Raw genomic sequence first — 15,163 nt, 5'->3', positions numbered from 1 at the left:
GCAGGAAATCGACGGTGCTGTTCAGTGCCGGTGAGCGGGGTCTGGTGCGTGCAGCTGCAAGGCGGAGGAGGGCGTCGACGCGGAGCGTCGGCAACCGACGACAACGCGGCAGATGCGCGTGCCAGACCCCGCGTCTGCGGCGTGATCCAAACGACAGGCCCTAGCCCCGGCCGTCCTGGACGTCTAGGCTCGGCCCACGGGAATCTCTGACTGAGTCAAGCATCGGGGGTCGTGGCCATGACCGTCCAGGACATCCGCTCCTTCAACCGCTTCTACACGAACGTCATCGGCGCGCTCGACTACGGCCGTCACCTCTACGCGCCCTACACCCTCACCGAGTCCCGCGTGCTCTACGAGCTCGCCCACGCGCCGCGCACGGACGCCGCCGACCTGCGGGCCCAGCTGCACCTGGACGCCGGGTACCTGAGCCGCATCCTGAACAGGTTCGAGGAGGACGGGCTGGTCGAGCGCGGGCCGTCCGAGACGGATCCGCGCCGCCGCAGTGTCGCCCTCACCGGGCGCGGCCGGGAGGCCGCCGCGCTCCTCGACGAGCGGGCGCGCGAGACGGTCGGAGCGCTGCTGGACACCGTGCGCACCGAGGACCGGCCGCGGCTGGCGGAGGCGATGCGGACCGTACGGACGATCCTGGGCGGGGGCCGGGCGCCACGTCCCGAGGACGTCGTCCTGCGCGACCCCGCCCCCGGCGACCTCGGCTGGATCGTGCAGCGCAACGCCGCGCTGTACGCGGCCGAGTACGGCTTCAACCTCGACTACGAGGGCCTGGTCGCCCGGATCGTCGCCGAGTACGCCGAGGACCACGACCCCCATCTGGAGCGGACGTGGATCGCCGAGCTGGACGGCCGCCCGGTGGGGTGCGTGATGTGCGTACGGGACGACGTGCCGGGTGCCGCCCGGCTCCGGCTGCTGCTCGTCGAGCCGGACGCGCGCGGCCTGGGCATCGGGGACCGGCTGGTCGGGGCCGTCGTCGGCTTCGCGCGCGAGGCCGGATACCGCGAGGTGGTCCTGTGGACCAACGACGTCCTCGCCGCGGCCCGCCGCATCTACCAGCGCCACGGCTTCGTCCTGGTCGAGGAGAAACCGCACCGCTCCTTCGGCCAGGACCTGGTCGGCCAGGACTGGCGACTGGATCTTCTCGCAACACCCGAGTGACCTAGGCCCTGCCGTCAAATTCCCGCCTGCCCCGCGACGCCATGCACGTCCTCTCGCCGCACCGGGCACAGACCCACGTACAACCAGTACGCGGGCCTGCGCCCGGCACGGTAGAGCACGCACCTGACGCCGCGGGGCCCGCCCTTCGGGCGGACGACGGGAATTTGACGGCAGGGCCTGGGGAGTCGCCGGCAGGGGTGCCGGGTAGGGTCCGTCCACATGAAGCTGGCGTTCTCCACCCTCGGTGTCCCCGGCCTGCCCCTGCCCGACGTCCTGCGGCTCGCCACCGCCCACGGCTACCACGGCGTGGAACTGCGCGCCCACCCCGAGGAACCGGTCCACCCCGGCCTCGGCCCCGCCGAACGGGCCGATGTCGCGGCCGAGTTCAAGGGGTCGGGCGTAGAGATCCTGGGCCTGGCGGGCTACGCGCGCGTCGCCGCGCCGGGCGACGACGAACCCGTCCTGGCCGAGATCCGTTCCCTCCTCGACCTGGCCCGCGACCTCGGGGCCCCGAACATCCGGGTCTTCCCCGGCGGCGACCTGGACGTCCAGACCCCCGAGGAGGCCGACGCCACGGCCGCCCGGCGGCTGGGCACGGCCGCCGAGTACGCGAACGACCTGGGCGTCCGCATCCTCCTGGAGACCCACGACTCGCACCGCACCGCCGCCGACGCGATGCGCGTCCTCGGGCTGGTCGGCCACCGCCAGGTGGGCGCGCTGTGGGACGTGATGCACACCTGGCTGGGCGGCGAACAGCCCTCGGAGACCTACGCGGCGCTCTCCCCGCACCTCGGCTACGTCCAGGTCAAGGACATCGCCTCCGCCGAGGACACCACCCCGCTGCCGCTCGGCGCCGGCGTCCTGCCGCTGGCCGAGTGCGTGGAGGTCCTCTCCCGGCACGGCTGGGACGGCTGGCTGTGCTGGGAGTACGAGAAGCGCTGGTACGAGTCGGCTCCCGAACTGCCCGGCCTGCTGAAGGCGGGCCACGAGCATCTGAACCGGCTGCTGAACGACTCGGCGTGACGGGGCGCGGGGCGCCGGCCGCCTGACCGGCCTCGGGCGCCGGCGGCCCGGCTGCCTCGCGGGGCCGGAGGAACGGACGACGACCCGGCCCCGACGCGCCCCCGGCGACGTCAGACCACGCGGAACAGGTCGGCGGCGGCGTGGACGTCGGACGTCGGTGCGGTCCTCGACGGACCGGAGGCTGCCGCACCGGGCCTCCGGCACCGAGCCGCCTCGCCGACGCGCGGGGCGCCGGCGGCCACGCCGAACACCCGGAAGCCCAGCCGGCGCTCGGCCTCGTTCCAGCCGCGCATCCACTCCTCGGTGACACCGCAGTCGTCGTCGGTGATCACCACGATGTCGCCGCGCCCGCGGGCTCGGACTTCGCCGTCCCCGGCGGACCGAGCACCAGCGAGTGCTGCCCCGCCGGCGGCGTCACCACCAGCGTCCGCACGACGTCGGCCTGTTCGTGGAACCGCTCCGACGTCTCGTCGCCGATCATCCGCATTCTCCTGGCGGTGTCCTGCGCTTCCACGTTCAACTCTTTGCCCGCAAGGCCGCGTTGGCCCGAGGAGACGGGCCCTGGGCCCCGGACCCGCGACGAAGGGAAAGGTAGCCTGGTCCACGATGAAGAACGGCGACAGCGGTGACACCACGGCACTCGACGACCCGGTGGGCGAGTCGCTGCGCGGCCGCCACGCGGATCTGGGCCGCCGGGCCGGCCGGGCCGCCACCTACCTGCCGGAGGTCGCGACCTTCTCGGCGGTACCCGCCGAGGCGGACGCGGCGGACTGGGCCGATCTCGCACGGCTGCTCGGCCGGGACGCGTTCGCCGACATGTTCAGCTGCCCGGCGACCCCACCGCCGGACTGGGAGCCGGTCTTCGTCCTCGAAGGCCGCCAGATGATCTGGCCCGCCGGCCGCCGGCCCGATGAGGCCCACGCCGCGACCGGCACCGACGTGGTCGAACTGGGTGCGGCCGATGTGCCCGAGATGCTCGACCTGGCCGCACGTACCAAACCCGGGCCGTTCTGGCCGCGTACCCGGGACCTCGGCACCTACCTCGGCGTCCGCGACGGCGGCACGCTGGTGGCCATGGCGGGCGAGCGGCTCCGGCCTCCGGGATGGACCGAGATCAGCGCCGTCTGCACGGCCCCCGAGGCACGCGGGCGGGGCCACGCCGTCCGCCTGGTCACCGCCCTCGTCACCCGCATCCTGGCTCAGGGCCGACGCCCCTTCCTGCACGTGGCCGACACGAACACCGAAGCGATCGCCCTCTACGAACGGCTCGGCTTCACCAGCCGGAAGCACGTGACGTTCCGCGGCTTCCGCACCCCCTGAGAAAAGTGCGTTGCACCCCCCTGTCCGCATGGCTAGCCTCACCGCCCATGCCCCCGACCTTGCGCACCGCCCGCCTGCTCCTCGACGCCTACACCCCGGAGGACGAAGAGGACTTCGTCGCCCTGTTCCAGGACACCAGGGTCTCCCGGTGGATGGGGGACGGTCCTTCTCCCGAGGCGGACGACCGGGCCCTGTTCGGGCGGATCTTCAGCAAGGTCTACGCCCAGGACCTGTTCGACGTGTGGGCGGTCCGGCGCGGTGGGCGACTGGTCGGGCACGCGGAGATCAAGCGGACGGACGCGGTCGGCGGTCACGAGATCGTCTACGCCCTGGCCCCGGAGGCATGGGGGAGCGGGCTCGGTACGGAGCTGGCGGAGGCGCTCGTGGAGTACGGCTTCGACGTGCTCGGGCTGACCGAGGTGCACGCCACTGTCGCTGCGGAGAACGAGACCTCGCTGCGCCTGCTCGGCCGGATCGGGTTCGCGCACGTCCGGGACGTCGAGGAGGACGACGGCGGCCTCACCCGCGTACTGACCCGGCCGGCGCGCTGACCTCCTCAGTCATCCGGCTCAGCTATCCGCCAAGAATCCGGCAAGAAATTCTTACCTGACCGTGCAACCCTTTCTGCCCCACGCGGGTCGTACATGGCGTCAGGGCTTTCTGGAGGGGGATCTGGGGGGATCGCGGGGGTTCTGACGGGAGGGGAAAGCCGAGGGGGCCCGGTCCACGGACCGGGCCCCCTTGATGCGCGTCAGAAGAAGACGCCGCACCTCAGCAGCACGTTCGCGTACGGCCGTGCCTCGCCCGTGCGGACCACCAGCCGGGCCCCGGCCGACAGCTCCTTGAGCCGCTCGTGCGACACCAGCTCCAGTGACGGGAAGTGCCCTTCCAGGAGGTCCGAAGCCTCCTGGTTCGCTTCCCGCACCTCCGCCGCCGCGGTCGCCCCCTCGACCACCAGCTCGGCCAGCAGCCCCTCCAGCACCTCGGCGAACGACGGCACCCCGGCCCGGAAGGCGAGGTCCACCACCCGGGGGCCGTCGGGAATGGGCATGCCCGCGTCGCACACCAGCACCCCGTCCCCGTGGCCCAGCTCGGCCACCGCACCGGCGAGATGACGGTTCAGTATTCCGTTCCGCTTCACAGCCCGGCGACCTCCGCCGCCGTCGGGAAGGACGCCTGCGCGCCCTCCCTCGTCACGGCCACCGCCCCGACCCGCGCCGCGTACGCGGCCGCCTCCGCGAGGGACTCACCGGCCCCCAGCCGGAACGCCAGCGCGGCGGTGAACGCGTCACCCGCGCCGGTCGTGTCCACGGCGCTCACCTTCACGGACGGCACCCGGGAGACCCCCTCCGCCGAGGCGACCAGCGCGCCTTCCGCGCCCAGCGTCACGACCACCGACCGGGGCCCCTTCGCGAGCAGGATCCGCGCCCAGTCCTCCGGGCTGTCCCCCACGGCGGCCGAGCCCAGGATCACCTTCGCCTCGTGCTCGTTGACGATCAGCGGGTCGCACGCCGCCAGCACCTCCCGCGGAAGGGGACGCGGCGGCGAGGGGTTCAGCACGAAGCGGCTCCCCGGCGCCAGATTCCGTACGACCTCCACCACCGTCTCCAGGGGGATCTCCAGTTGCGCCGAGACCACCCGGGAGGCGTGGAAGAGGCTCCCGGCGGCGCTGACGTCCTCCGGGGCCAGCCGGCCGTTCGCGCCCGGCGAGACCACGATGCTGTTGTCCCCGGACGGGTCGACCGTGATCAGCGCGACCCCGGTCGGCGCGCCGCCCACCAGGACGCCCACCGTGTCGACGCCGGCCGAGCGCTGCGAGTCGAGCAGCAGCCGGCCGTACGCGTCGTCGCCGACCCGGGCCAGCAGGGCCGTACGGGCCCCGAGCCGGGCGGCCGCGACCGCCTGGTTCGCGCCCTTGCCGCCCGGGTGGACGGCCAGGTCGGAGCCGAGCACGGTCTCGCCTGCACCGGGCCGGCGCTCGACACCGATCACCAGGTCGGCGTTGGCCGACCCCACGACCAGGAGGTCGTAGTCGTACATGAGTCGTCTCCCCACATGAGTGACATGGGCGGGCGGCCCCACCAGTGGTGGATGACCGCCCGCCGTTCCCCGATGTCAGCCGCTGAAGCCGGCCACGTTCTCCTTGGTGACCACCTTCACCGGCACCTTCACCGTCTCCTCGACCTTCTTGCCCTGGAGTGCCTTCAGCGCGTTGTCCACGGCGATCTTCCCGAGTTGGGACGGCTGCTGCGCCACGGACGCGTACAGCGTGCCGCCCTCGACCGCCTTCAGTCCGTCAGGCGTGCCGTCGAAGCCGACCACCGAGACCGACTTGCCGGCCTTGGAGCCCAGGGCCTTGATCGCGCCGAGCGCCATCTCGTCGTTGGCGGCGATGACACCCTGGACGTCCGGGTGGGCCTGGAGCAGGTTCGACATCACGTCGAGGCCCTTGGTGCGGTCGAAGTCGGCGGGCTGCTGGGCCACGACCCGGATGCCCGGGTAGGCCTTGAGGCCGTTCGCGAAGCCCTGGGCGCGCTCGCGGGCGGCGGAGGTGCCCGCCTGGCCCTGGAGGATCACGATCTTGCCCTTGCCGCCCAGCTTGTCGGCGATGCTCTTCGCGGCGAGTTCACCGCCGGCGACGTTGTCGGAGGCGACCAGGGTGGCCGTCTTCGCGTCGTTGACGACGCGGTCGACGGCGATGACCGGGATCTTCGCCTTGTCGGCGGCCCGCACCGAGTTGCTCGCCGCGTCCGAGTCGACCGGGTTGACGATGATCGCGCCGAGTCCGGAAGTGGTGAAGTTCTGGAGCTGGTTGGCCTGCTGGGAGGCGTCGTTCTGCGCGTCCGTGACGGTCAGGTCCACGCCCAGCTTCTTGGCCTCGGCCTGGGCGCCCGCCCGGATCTGCACGAAGAAGGGGTTGTTGAGGGTGGACAGCGACAGGCCCATCTTCGGGGTGCTCGCGGCGGAGGAGCCGTTGTGCAGGAAGGACGTGGCGCCGACGATCGCGACGGTGACGACGGCCGCGAGCGCGTAGGTCGTCGCCTGCTTGCCCTTGCCGCCGCCCGCGCCGCCCGCGACCGGGGTCACCCCGGCCTTGCGGCGCGCGGTGTCGAACAGCACGGCCAGCGCGATGACGACGCCGATGACGACCTGCTGCCAGAACGCCGACACGTTCAGCAGGTTCAGCCCGTTGCGCAGCACGGCCAGGATCAGCGCGCCGATCAGCGTGCCGGACGCCTTGCCCGTGCCGCCCGCGAGAGAGGCCCCGCCGATGACGACCGCGGCGATCGCGTCCAGCTCGTAGCCGTCGGCGGCCTGCGGCTGCGCGGAGGACAACCGGGCGGCGAGCACGACACCGGCGACGGCGGCGAAGACGCCCGAGAAGGCGTAGATCGCGAGCTTCTGCTTCTTCACGCGCAGGCCGGACAGCCGCGCGGCCTCCTCGTTGCCGCCGATCGCGTACATCGAGCGGCCGATGTACGTCCGGCCGAGCACGAACGCGGCGATCAGGCCCATCACGACCATGACGAGCAACGGCACCGGCAGCCAGCCGCCGAGCGTGTCCCCGAGGCGGGAGACGGAGTCGGGGAAGGCGATCGGCGAGCCCCCGGAGATGACGAGCAGCAGACCGCGGGCGACCGACAGCATGGCCAGCGTCGCGATGAACGGCGGCAGCTTGCCGTAGGAGATCAGGATGCCGTTGACCAGGCCGCACGCGATACCGGTCGCTATGGCGAGCAGGACGGCGAGGAACACCGGGACGCCCGCCGAGGTGGCGCTCCACGCGAGGACCGTGGCCGACAGCGCGGCGACCGAGCCGACCGACAGGTCGATGCCCGCCGAGACGATCACGAAGGTGACGCCGAAGGCGAGGATGGCGGTGACGGCCGCCTGGATGCCGACGTTCAGGAGGTTGTCCGTCGTCAGGAAGTCGCCGGACAGCGCCGACATCGCGACGACGAGGACGATGAGCGCGGTGAGCGCGCCGTTGTCGAGCAGGAGACGGCGCAGGCCGCCCGAGGCGGCACCCGCGCCCGTCGTGCTCTTGAGCGTGTCAGTGGCCACGGGAGGACTCCGTTCCGGTGGTGATCGTGGTTGTGGACGTGGTCGTGGTCGTCGGAGTGCTGACGGCGAGTGCCATCACGGCGTCCTGGGTCGCCTCGTCGGCGGAGAGCTCGCCGGCGATCCGGCCCTGCGCCATGACCAGCACCCGGTCGCTCATGCCGAGCACCTCGGGCAGATCACTGGAGATCATCAGGACGGCGGCACCGGCCGCGGTGAGTTCGTTGACGAGCTGGTAGATCTCGACCTTGGCGCCGACGTCGATACCGCGCGTCGGCTCGTCGAGGATCAGCACCCTGGTGTCGGCGAGCAGCCACTTGCCGATGACGACCTTCTGCTGGTTGCCGCCGGACAGCGTGCGCACGTGCTGGCCGAGTCCGGCCATCCGTACCCCGAGCTGCCCCGCGATCCGCTCGGCGGCCTCGCGCTGCCCCTTGAGGTCGACGAGCCCCGCCCGGGTGGCCGAGCGCAGCGTCACCAGACCGAGGTTCTCCTCGACCGACGCGTCCAGCACCAGACCCTGGCCCTTGCGGTCCTCGGGGATGAGCCCGATGCCCGCGGTCATCGCCGCGTTGACGTCGTACCTGGGGACGGCCGAACCGGCGACCTTCACGGCCCCCTTGTCGTACGGGTCGGCCCCGAACACGGCCCGCGCGACCTCCGTACGGCCGGCGCCGACCAGCCCCGCGATGCCGACCACCTCGCCGGCGTGCACCTCGAAGCTGACGTCGTGGAAGACACCGTCGCGGGTGAGTCCCTCGACGGACAGCAACGCGGGGCCGCGATCGGCCCGTTCGCGCGGATACTGCTGCTCGATCGAGCGCCCCACCATGAGCCGGACGAGTTCGTCCTCGGGCGTGGCGGCGGGCACCTGCCCGACGCTCCTGCCGTCCCGGATGACCGTCACCCGGTCACCGAGGGCGGCGATCTCCTCCAGGTGATGCGTGATGAACACGATCCCGACGCCGTCCTCGCGCAGCGTGCGCACGATCGCGAAGAGCTTGTCGACCTCCTCGGAGGTGAGCACGGCTGTCGGCTCGTCCATGATGAGCACGCGCGCGTCGAGGCTGAGCGCCTTGGCGATCTCGACCATCTGGAGGCGTGCGATGCCGAGTTCGCGCACACGCGCGCGTGGCGACACCTTCACGCCCACGCGCGCGAGGAGGACCTCGGCGTCGGCCTCCATCCGCTTCCGGTCGATCACCCCGAACCGGCGAGGCTGCCTCCCCAGGAAGATGTTCTCGGCGACCGTCAGATCCGGAACGAGGTTGAACTCCTGGTAGATGGTGGCGATCCCGAGCCGCTCGGAGTCCTGCGCGCCGTGGATGCGCACCTCCTCGCCGCCGACCAGGATCCGTCCGGCGTCGGGCGTGTAGGCGCCGGAGAGCATCTTGATGAGCGTGCTCTTGCCCGCGCCGTTCTCACCGAGCAGCACATGCACCTCGCCCCGGCGCAGGTCGAAGTCCACGCCGTCCAGCGCGACCACACCCGGGAAGGTCTTCCGTATGCCCTCGATGCGCAGCAACTCGTCCGCGTTGCTCACGTGTGGCTCCTGTTCTCAGCTGGGGGCTGCACAGCGGGGGCCTGTGCAGAGTCCGGCTCCGGGGAGGCCGGATACGGCTCGCCGCACGAGCGGCGTGCGACGAGCCGGGCGGGGAGGGTGACGGACTCGCCGGGCCGCCCCTCGATCCGGTCGACCAGCGCGCGCACGGCGGCCCGCCCCAGCTCGCCGGTCGGCTGGGCGATGGCGGTGATCGGCGGATCGGTGTGCACGAACCACGGGATGTCGTCGAACGCGGCGAGCGCGATGTCGTCCGGCACGCGCAGACCACGCGCGCGTACGGCGTCCAGCGCGCCGAGCGCCATCAGGTTGTCGGCCGCGAAGACGACCTCGGGCGGCTCGGCCAGGTCGAGGAACCCCTCGGTGACCCGGCGCCCGCTCTCGGCCTGGAAGTCGCCCTGCCCTATGTAGGCGTCGGGCAGGCAGAGCCCGTACTCCTGGAGGGCCTCCCGGAAGGCCTCCACACGCTCGCGTCCGGTCGTGGTCGCCGCCGGGCCCGCGATGATCGCGACCCGCCGGTGCCCGAGCCCGTACAGATGCGCCACGAGGTCCCGCACGGCGGTCCGGCCGTCCGCCCGGACCACCGGCACGTCCACGCCCGGGATCCACCGGTCCACGAACACCATGGGCGTTCCCGCCCGCGCGGCGTCCAGCATCAGCGGCGAACCGCCGTCCGTCGGGGAGACGAGCAGCCCGTCGATCCGCCGGTCCAGCAGGTTGCGTACGTGGTGGTCCTGGAGGTCGGGCCGCTCGTCGGCGTTGCCGATGATGACGCTGTAGCCGAGCGCGCGGGCCTCCTCCTCGACGGAGCGGGCCAGTTCGGTGAAGTAGGGGTTCATCACGTCGCTGATGACCAGGCCGAGGGTGTGGGTCTGGTCGGTGCGCAGGGAGCGGGCGACGGCGTTCGGGCGGTAGCCCAGGGACTCGACGGCGGCCAGGACGCGCGTGCGCGCGTCGGCGCTGACCGACGGGTGGTCGTTCAGGACGCGCGAGACCGTGGCGACCGATACGCCCGCCTCGGCAGCGACGTCCTTGATGCTGGCCACCGCCGCTCCACCTCCTTGTGGATCAGTCGTGGGAGCACTTGCTGAAGCGCTCGTGGAATCGATTACATCGACGGGTGGATGGAATCGATTACACGCCGGTAAATCAAGACCCCGAGGGCACCTCTTGACCGGATCGTGATGTCGCGGGCGGCTCGACGGCGGTTCAGGGTGGAAGGGAGAGATCCGTTGTCGCGAGGCCCGGCCGGGCCGGAGTGGAGGAGTCATGACGGCGGCGATCCGGAACGACGTACCCGTCGTACTCGAGGGCGACGGCGTGGAACTGCGCCTCATGCCGATCGGGGGCAGCATGTCGGTGGGCTACATCAGACTGCCCCAGGGCACGGACATGGGCCCGGCCCTCAAGGGCCTGCCCGACGACGCGTGCCAGTGCCCCCACTGGGGCTATCTGCTGAAGGGCCGGATCAGGATGCGCACGGCCTCCGGCGAGGAGGAGTACGAGGCGGGCCAGGCGTACTACTGGGGTCCCGGTCACGTCCCGGTCGCCCTGGAGGACAGCGAGTTCGTGGAGTTCTCCCCGAGCGAGGACTTCCAGCAGGTGATCGAGCACGTGGCCGCGCAGGGCGGGTGAGGCCGGGGGTGGGGGCGCGGCCGGGGCGGTGAGGTGCGGGAGCGGACGGGTGGGTGAGCCGGAGGGGACCCTGGCGGGCCGGTTGGCCGGAGGAACCCTGCGACGGGCCGGTGAACGGAGGAACTCCAGACGGGCCGGTGGGCAGGGGAACCCCTGAAGGGCCGCCGGTGAGCCGAGGGAGTCGGCGGACCGCCGGTGAGTCGAGGGAAACCGCCGGGCCGCCGGTGGGCCGAGGGAAACCGCCGGACCGCCGATGAGTCGAGGGAAACCGCCGGGCCGCCGATGAGTTTTGCCGGCCCGGGCGGTCCACCCCTCGTCGACCACAGGAGGAACGCCGTGCCCCACCAGCTACTGCGAGTGCAGAACTTCAACGTCTCGAGCGACGGGTTCGGTGCCGGTGAGAACCAGAGCCTGGAGCGCCCGTTCGGCCACGCCGACCCGGGACAGATGTTCGCCTGGGCCGGTGCCACGGCGAGCTGGCCCAACCGCACCGACCCCGGCGGAAGCCGCGGCCTCGACGACTACTTGACGCGCGACTTCGCCAACAACATCGGCGCCGAGATCATGGGCCGCAACAAGTTCAGCCCCCATCGCGGGCCGTGGCAGGACCACGAGTGGCGGGGCTGGTGGGGCGACGAGCCGCCGTTCCATACGCCGGTGTTGGTAATGACCCACCACGAGCGCCCCTCGTTCACGCTGTCCGACACCACGTTCCACTTCGTCGGCGGCGACCCGGCCGACGTCCTGGAGCAGGCGCGCGAGGCGGCCGGCGGCAAGGATGTCCGGCTCGGCGGCGGGGCGGCCACCATCCGGGAGTTCCTCGACGCCGACCTGGTGGACACGCTGCACGTGGCGGTCTCGCCCGGCGTGGTCATCGGGTCCGGCTCACGGCTCTGGGAGTCCCCCGAGGAGCTGTTCGACCGCTTCCACTGCGATGTGGTGCCGAGCCCCAGTGGGGTGGTCCATCACCTGTTCTGGAGGAAGTGACGGCAGGTCAGGCGTCCTTGCTCCAGTCCAGCCGGTCGGCGAGCCCGGCGGCGGTGAAAGCGGCCTCCAGCTCCTCGCGGCCCTCGGTGAAGTGGGCCCAGCTGTCGTAGTGGACGGGCACCACCCGGCGGGCACCGAGGATCCGCGTGGCCTCGGCGGCCATGGCGCTGTCCAGGACGATGACCTTTCCGTCGAAGACTTCCGGGAAGCGCGGCGCGCCGGCGAACAGGATGGCGGTGTCCACCGGGGCGAAGCGCTCGGCGACCTCCTTCACCGCGTCCAGTGAGGCGTTGTCGCCGCTGACGTAGACGGTGGGCAGGCCCTCGCCGGTCAGGACGAAGCCGACGACCTCGCCGCAGATCGGCTCGACCTCCTCGCGGGGGCCGGGGCCGTGGATGGCGGGGACGCCCGTGACGGTGACCGTGCCGCCGTCGGGGCGGTCGAGCTCGACGGACTGCCAGTCGGCCAGGCCCGTGGCCTTCGCGCCGAGGCGCTGTCCGCCCCCGGGGGTGGTGAGGGTGAGCGGGACGTCGGCGAGCAGTGCCCGGCCGGAGGTGTCGAGGTTGTCGGCGTGCTCGTCGTGCGAGAGGAGCACCACGTCGACGGGGCCGAGTTCGGCGGGCGAGCCGGCGGAGGGGGCGGTCTTGGTCAGAACCACGGCGGGTGCGGGGAAGTCGCCGGGGCCGTCGAAGGTCGGGTCGGTCAGGAAGCGCAGGCCGCCGTACTCGAAGAGGGCGGTCGGGCCGCCGAAGACGCGGACGGGGAAGGGGGCGGTCGTCGCGGGAAGCGCGGACATGAAAGAAACCTCACGGATAGACGTGTTCGAACCGTGAGACGACCGTAGCCGCTTCTCACGGATACAGGCAAGCCGTAACATGAGAGGTATGCAGGAGCCCGTGATCGACCAGCCCGCCCCGCCGCCCGCACAGGGCGAGGAGGAGCACCCCTCGCTCGCCCTCGTCAACAGCGCGATCGCGCTGCCCGGCGGGCACACGGTCGACCTCCTGGGCACCCCCGCGCAGACGAACCACTGGCTGACCCAGCGCGGCCTCGCCCCGGTCGACGCCGGCATGCGGGAGATGTGCGCGACGCAACTGCGCTCCCTGCGCGAACAGATCAGATCGCTGTTCGCCGCCCGCGCCGAAGGCCTGCCCGCCCTCCCCGCGGCCGTGGCGGCCGTCAACGACGCGATGACCCGGGTCCCCACGGCCCCGCTGCTGCGGTGGGACGACAAGACCGGCCCCTACCGCACGGCCCCCCACCCCACCACCGCGATCGTCGACCTCGCCCTGGCCACCCTCGCCGCCGACGCCGCCGACCTGCTCACGTCCCCCGACGCCGAACGCCTCACCGCCTGCGGCTCCCCGCCCTGCAACCGCTACCTGCTCCGCCACGGCCGCCGCCAGTGGTGCTCCACCCGCTGCGGCGACCGCGCCCGGGCGGCGCGGGCGTATGCCCGCCGCAGCACCTCGCGATGACTCGATCCCTTGACTCGTGTGGGACGGTTCGACCATGACCAGCGACTACGACCGTCTGCGTAACGGCATCGAGCTCATGACCGCTTACGTCTCCGGCAACGACCTGCTGACGGCCTACGTGACAGAGCGACGGCGCGAGGACCCCATGGCGACCGAGGCCCTCATGGACGGGGCGGCGGCCCTGTGTGCCCTGTTGCTGCGCAAGATGGCCCGTGACGTCGGCAAGACCGAGCACGAGCTGCTCCAGGAGCTGGCCCGCGGCACCCACCGGCACGAGCGGCAGTCCGAAGAGTGACTCTGATCCTTGGCCAGAGTCATGGTGACGGGTCGAGCCGTGCCCCTCTGCTCTCCGCCACCCGCTTGACGTCCCGCAGGGACTCGGCGAGCCGCAGGGCCAGATAGCGCAGCTCCGCGCTCGTCACGCGGCGTTCCGCGAGGAGTGCGGCGGCGTGGCCGAGAAGACCGTCCGCCATGTCCAGCTGTACGGCTTCGATGTCGTCGGCCAAGCGTGAGACGTATCCGGTCCCGTCGCCCACGAGGTAGCACGGCCTCCCGTCGACCGTCGTCCAAGGCAGCAGTCGCCCGACCATCACGCGCTCACTTCCGCCGCCGGGTAGGGACGGACCAGTCGGCTGTCCTCTCCGCGCAACGGACGTTCCTGCGCGCGGCAGTACGGGCACGGGGGCCGTGCCGGGGATCGCCGTCGCCGTCCGCATGGAGGGAACAGAACGCGGAGGAGCGGTTCGAGGGCTCGAGCGATGAGGTCTGTCACGTCTGCTTACCTTCCGACCTGCGGTGACTGCGTTCCGTGGTGAATCACTCACAGAGTGGGGTCGGTGATGGCTACGCTGCCAGGGGTCGGGACTTGACATCGCGCTTGTCAAGAAAGGGAGTTGGCCGCATGGACGAACGCCGCACGCCTCGAACACTGCGGGAGAAGTACGGGGAGGAGCTGAGGCTGCGGCGGACGGCGGCGGGCCTCACTCAGGAGGAACTGAGCGACCAGGTCGTGTGCTCGCCTACGCTGATCAGCCACTTCGAGGCCGGGAGACGGCTGCCCAAACCCGACGACGCCCGGCGGATCGACCGCGCGCTGGGGACGGACGGCTTCTTCACGCGGTGGCTGGAGGATCTGGAGAACAAGTACGATCCCCGCTTCGCTGCCGCCGCCGAACTGGAGCGACACGCGAGCGTAATCCAGCAGTTCGCGCTCTCACTGGTTCCCGGACTGCTCCAGACGCCTGATTACGCGCGGGCAGTGTTCGCCGCTTACCGCCCCAACTCCACAGACCAGGAACTTGACAGGAAGGTTGTCATCCGAACAGAGCGTGCCCGAATCCTCGAGGGGCCGTCGGCTCCGATCGTCTGGACGCTTCTCGACGAGGCCGTGCTGCGACGCTGTGTGGGTGGCCCGCAGGTCATGGCCGAACAGCTGTACAAGATCGCGGACTTGGCCGGGGCACGACGGATTCGGCTGCACGTCATTCCGTACCGCGTCGGTGCGCATCCGCTCATGGAGAGCCTGCTCACCCTGATGACCTTCGAGGACTCCGCCCCGGTGGCATACGTCGACGCGTTCGAGACGGGACGTCTGATGGACGATCCGGCGCTGGTGAGGGCCTGCCAGACCGCCTACTCTCTCGCTCTGAGCGACGCGTTGTCGCAGCAGGAGTCACTGGCCCTCGTCAGGTCGGCAGCGGAGGAACACGCGCATGATCAGTAGCGAACACAGCGGGTGGTACAAGTCCAGCTACAGCGGCGGCAGCCAAGCCGAGTGCCTCGAAGTCGCCCGCAACCACCCCGACGTACCCGTCCGCGACAGCAAGACCGCCACCGGCCCCACTCTGGTCTTCTCCACCCACGGCTGGACGGCGTTCGTGACGGCCGTCAAGGATGGGCACATCGAGGCCTGACTGTCGTACCCCGG

General features: G+C 71.6%; 17 protein-coding genes and 2 pseudogenes. 10 read left to right on the top strand and 9 right to left on the bottom strand.

All coding sequences use genetic code 11. The features are described 5' to 3' along the window. Nucleotides 1–237: 237 nt before the first annotated feature. Complete coding sequence (locus QC385_RS38745) at nt 238–1,170, top strand: bifunctional helix-turn-helix transcriptional regulator/GNAT family N-acetyltransferase (protein WP_279546152.1); 933 nt, start codon at nt 238–240, stop codon at nt 1,168–1,170. Nucleotides 1,171–1,389: 219 nt separating this feature from the next. Next, entirely contained in the window at nt 1,390–2,193 is an 804-nt protein-coding gene (locus QC385_RS38740; protein ID WP_279546108.1) for a sugar phosphate isomerase/epimerase family protein, read from the top strand. A gap of 110 nt (nt 2,194–2,303) precedes the next feature. Here the strand turns inward: QC385_RS38740 and QC385_RS38735 are convergent. Then, a pseudogene (locus tag QC385_RS38735) lies at nt 2,304–2,549 on the bottom strand (hypothetical protein); the annotation flags it as partial. Then, a pseudogene (locus tag QC385_RS38730) lies at nt 2,531–2,713 on the bottom strand (AAA family ATPase); the annotation flags it as partial. The pseudogenes QC385_RS38735 and QC385_RS38730, both read right to left, overlap by 19 nt. 86 nt (nt 2,714–2,799) lie before the next feature. Between QC385_RS38730 and QC385_RS38725 the strand changes: the two are divergent. Together QC385_RS38725 and QC385_RS38720 are read left to right on the top strand one after the other, a co-directional pair. Further along, nucleotides 2,800–3,513, top strand: coding sequence for a GNAT family N-acetyltransferase (locus QC385_RS38725; protein WP_279546106.1), 714 nt, complete (start codon nt 2,800–2,802; stop codon nt 3,511–3,513). Between the two features lie 47 nt (nt 3,514–3,560). Further along, entirely contained in the window at nt 3,561–4,064 is a 504-nt protein-coding gene (locus QC385_RS38720) for a GNAT family N-acetyltransferase (RefSeq protein ID WP_279546105.1), read from the top strand. Nucleotides 4,065–4,264: 200 nt separating this feature from the next. Here the strand turns inward: QC385_RS38720 and rbsD are convergent, their stop codons facing one another. From rbsD to QC385_RS38695, 5 genes are all read right to left on the bottom strand, one after another. Further along, nucleotides 4,265–4,654 (bottom strand): D-ribose pyranase, encoded by a 390-nt coding sequence (rbsD, locus tag QC385_RS38715; protein WP_279546103.1) that lies wholly within the window; start codon nt 4,652–4,654, stop codon nt 4,265–4,267. Continuing rightward, nucleotides 4,651–5,553, bottom strand: a complete 903-nt coding sequence (locus tag QC385_RS38710) for a ribokinase (protein WP_279546102.1) — start codon at nt 5,551–5,553, stop codon at nt 4,651–4,653. The genes rbsD and QC385_RS38710 overlap by 4 nt, the downstream gene beginning before the upstream one ends. Nucleotides 5,554–5,628: 75 nt before the next feature. Continuing rightward, nucleotides 5,629–7,578 (bottom strand): ABC transporter permease/substrate-binding protein, encoded by a 1,950-nt coding sequence (locus tag QC385_RS38705; protein ID WP_279546100.1) that lies wholly within the window; start codon nt 7,576–7,578, stop codon nt 5,629–5,631. Continuing rightward, a complete protein-coding gene (locus QC385_RS38700) occupies nt 7,568–9,118 on the bottom strand; it encodes a sugar ABC transporter ATP-binding protein (protein ID WP_279546098.1) in 1,551 nt (516 codons plus the stop codon). Before QC385_RS38700 ends, QC385_RS38705 begins: the two co-directional genes overlap by 11 nt. Beyond that, entirely contained in the window at nt 9,115–10,182 is a 1,068-nt protein-coding gene (locus tag QC385_RS38695) for a LacI family DNA-binding transcriptional regulator (RefSeq protein ID WP_279546096.1), read from the bottom strand. The genes QC385_RS38700 and QC385_RS38695 overlap by 4 nt, the downstream gene beginning before the upstream one ends. Nucleotides 10,183–10,405: 223 nt before the next feature. On the opposite strand from QC385_RS38695, the gene QC385_RS38690 reads away from it, so the two are divergent. Beyond that, nucleotides 10,406–10,771 (top strand): hypothetical protein, encoded by a 366-nt coding sequence (locus tag QC385_RS38690; RefSeq protein WP_279546095.1) that lies wholly within the window; start codon nt 10,406–10,408, stop codon nt 10,769–10,771. A gap of 336 nt (nt 10,772–11,107) precedes the next feature. Next, nucleotides 11,108–11,758 (top strand): dihydrofolate reductase family protein, encoded by a 651-nt coding sequence (locus tag QC385_RS38685; RefSeq protein ID WP_279546094.1) that lies wholly within the window; start codon nt 11,108–11,110, stop codon nt 11,756–11,758. Nucleotides 11,759–11,765: 7 nt separating this feature from the next. On the opposite strand, the gene QC385_RS38680 is transcribed toward QC385_RS38685, so the two are convergent. Then, complete coding sequence (locus QC385_RS38680; protein WP_279546093.1) at nt 11,766–12,554, bottom strand: MBL fold metallo-hydrolase; 789 nt, start codon at nt 12,552–12,554, stop codon at nt 11,766–11,768. A gap of 88 nt (nt 12,555–12,642) precedes the next feature. On the opposite strand from QC385_RS38680, the gene QC385_RS38675 reads away from it, so the two are divergent. Continuing rightward, entirely contained in the window at nt 12,643–13,236 is a 594-nt protein-coding gene (locus QC385_RS38675) for a CGNR zinc finger domain-containing protein (protein WP_279546091.1), read from the top strand. Nucleotides 13,237–13,270: 34 nt separating this feature from the next. Continuing rightward, nucleotides 13,271–13,531, top strand: coding sequence for a hypothetical protein (locus QC385_RS38670; RefSeq protein WP_279546089.1), 261 nt, complete (start codon nt 13,271–13,273; stop codon nt 13,529–13,531). A gap of 19 nt (nt 13,532–13,550) precedes the next feature. Here the strand turns inward: QC385_RS38670 and QC385_RS38665 are convergent, their stop codons facing one another. Continuing rightward, entirely contained in the window at nt 13,551–13,826 is a 276-nt protein-coding gene (locus tag QC385_RS38665) for a hypothetical protein (protein ID WP_279546088.1), read from the bottom strand. A 311-nt stretch (nt 13,827–14,137) separates the two neighbouring features. Here QC385_RS38665 and QC385_RS38660 point away from each other — a divergent pair, with 311 nt between their 5' ends. Then, nucleotides 14,138–14,959: a helix-turn-helix domain-containing protein gene (locus QC385_RS38660; RefSeq protein WP_279546086.1), complete on the top strand. Its 822-nt coding sequence runs from the start codon at nt 14,138–14,140 to the stop codon at nt 14,957–14,959. Continuing rightward, nucleotides 14,949–15,149, top strand: a complete 201-nt coding sequence (locus QC385_RS38655; RefSeq protein ID WP_279546085.1) for a DUF397 domain-containing protein — start codon at nt 14,949–14,951, stop codon at nt 15,147–15,149. Before QC385_RS38660 ends, QC385_RS38655 begins: the two co-directional genes overlap by 11 nt. The last annotated feature ends 14 nt before the right edge of the window (nt 15,150–15,163 follow it).

The organism is Streptomyces sp. DH10 (assembly GCF_029813805.1).
In the GTDB taxonomy this organism is placed as follows: Bacteria; Actinomycetota; Actinomycetes; order Streptomycetales; family Streptomycetaceae; genus Streptomyces; species Streptomyces coeruleofuscus.
The sequence above is the reverse complement of the archived record's forward strand: the minus strand, read 5'-3'. Positions and strand labels throughout refer to the sequence as shown.

Excerpts from the sequence above, each read along its gene's own strand:
- QC385_RS38745 (WP_279546152.1), top strand. The coding sequence starts at position 238 with ATGACCGTCCAGGACATCCGCTCCTTCAACCGCTTCTACACGAACGTC.
- QC385_RS38740 (WP_279546108.1), top strand. The coding sequence starts at position 1,390 with ATGAAGCTGGCGTTCTCCACCCTCGGTGTCCCCGGCCTGCCCCTGCCC.
- QC385_RS38725 (WP_279546106.1), top strand. The coding sequence starts at position 2,800 with ATGAAGAACGGCGACAGCGGTGACACCACGGCACTCGACGACCCGGTG.
- QC385_RS38720 (WP_279546105.1), top strand. The coding sequence starts at position 3,561 with ATGCCCCCGACCTTGCGCACCGCCCGCCTGCTCCTCGACGCCTACACC.
- QC385_RS38710 (WP_279546102.1), bottom strand. The coding sequence starts at position 5,553 with ATGTACGACTACGACCTCCTGGTCGTGGGGTCGGCCAACGCCGACCTG.
- QC385_RS38690 (WP_279546095.1), top strand. The coding sequence starts at position 10,406 with ATGACGGCGGCGATCCGGAACGACGTACCCGTCGTACTCGAGGGCGAC.
- QC385_RS38680 (WP_279546093.1), bottom strand. The coding sequence starts at position 12,554 with ATGTCCGCGCTTCCCGCGACGACCGCCCCCTTCCCCGTCCGCGTCTTC.
- QC385_RS38675 (WP_279546091.1), top strand. The coding sequence starts at position 12,643 with ATGCAGGAGCCCGTGATCGACCAGCCCGCCCCGCCGCCCGCACAGGGC.
- QC385_RS38670 (WP_279546089.1), top strand. The coding sequence starts at position 13,271 with ATGACCAGCGACTACGACCGTCTGCGTAACGGCATCGAGCTCATGACC.
- QC385_RS38665 (WP_279546088.1), bottom strand. The coding sequence starts at position 13,826 with ATGGTCGGGCGACTGCTGCCTTGGACGACGGTCGACGGGAGGCCGTGC.
- QC385_RS38660 (WP_279546086.1), top strand. The coding sequence starts at position 14,138 with ATGGACGAACGCCGCACGCCTCGAACACTGCGGGAGAAGTACGGGGAG.
- QC385_RS38655 (WP_279546085.1), top strand. The coding sequence starts at position 14,949 with ATGATCAGTAGCGAACACAGCGGGTGGTACAAGTCCAGCTACAGCGGC.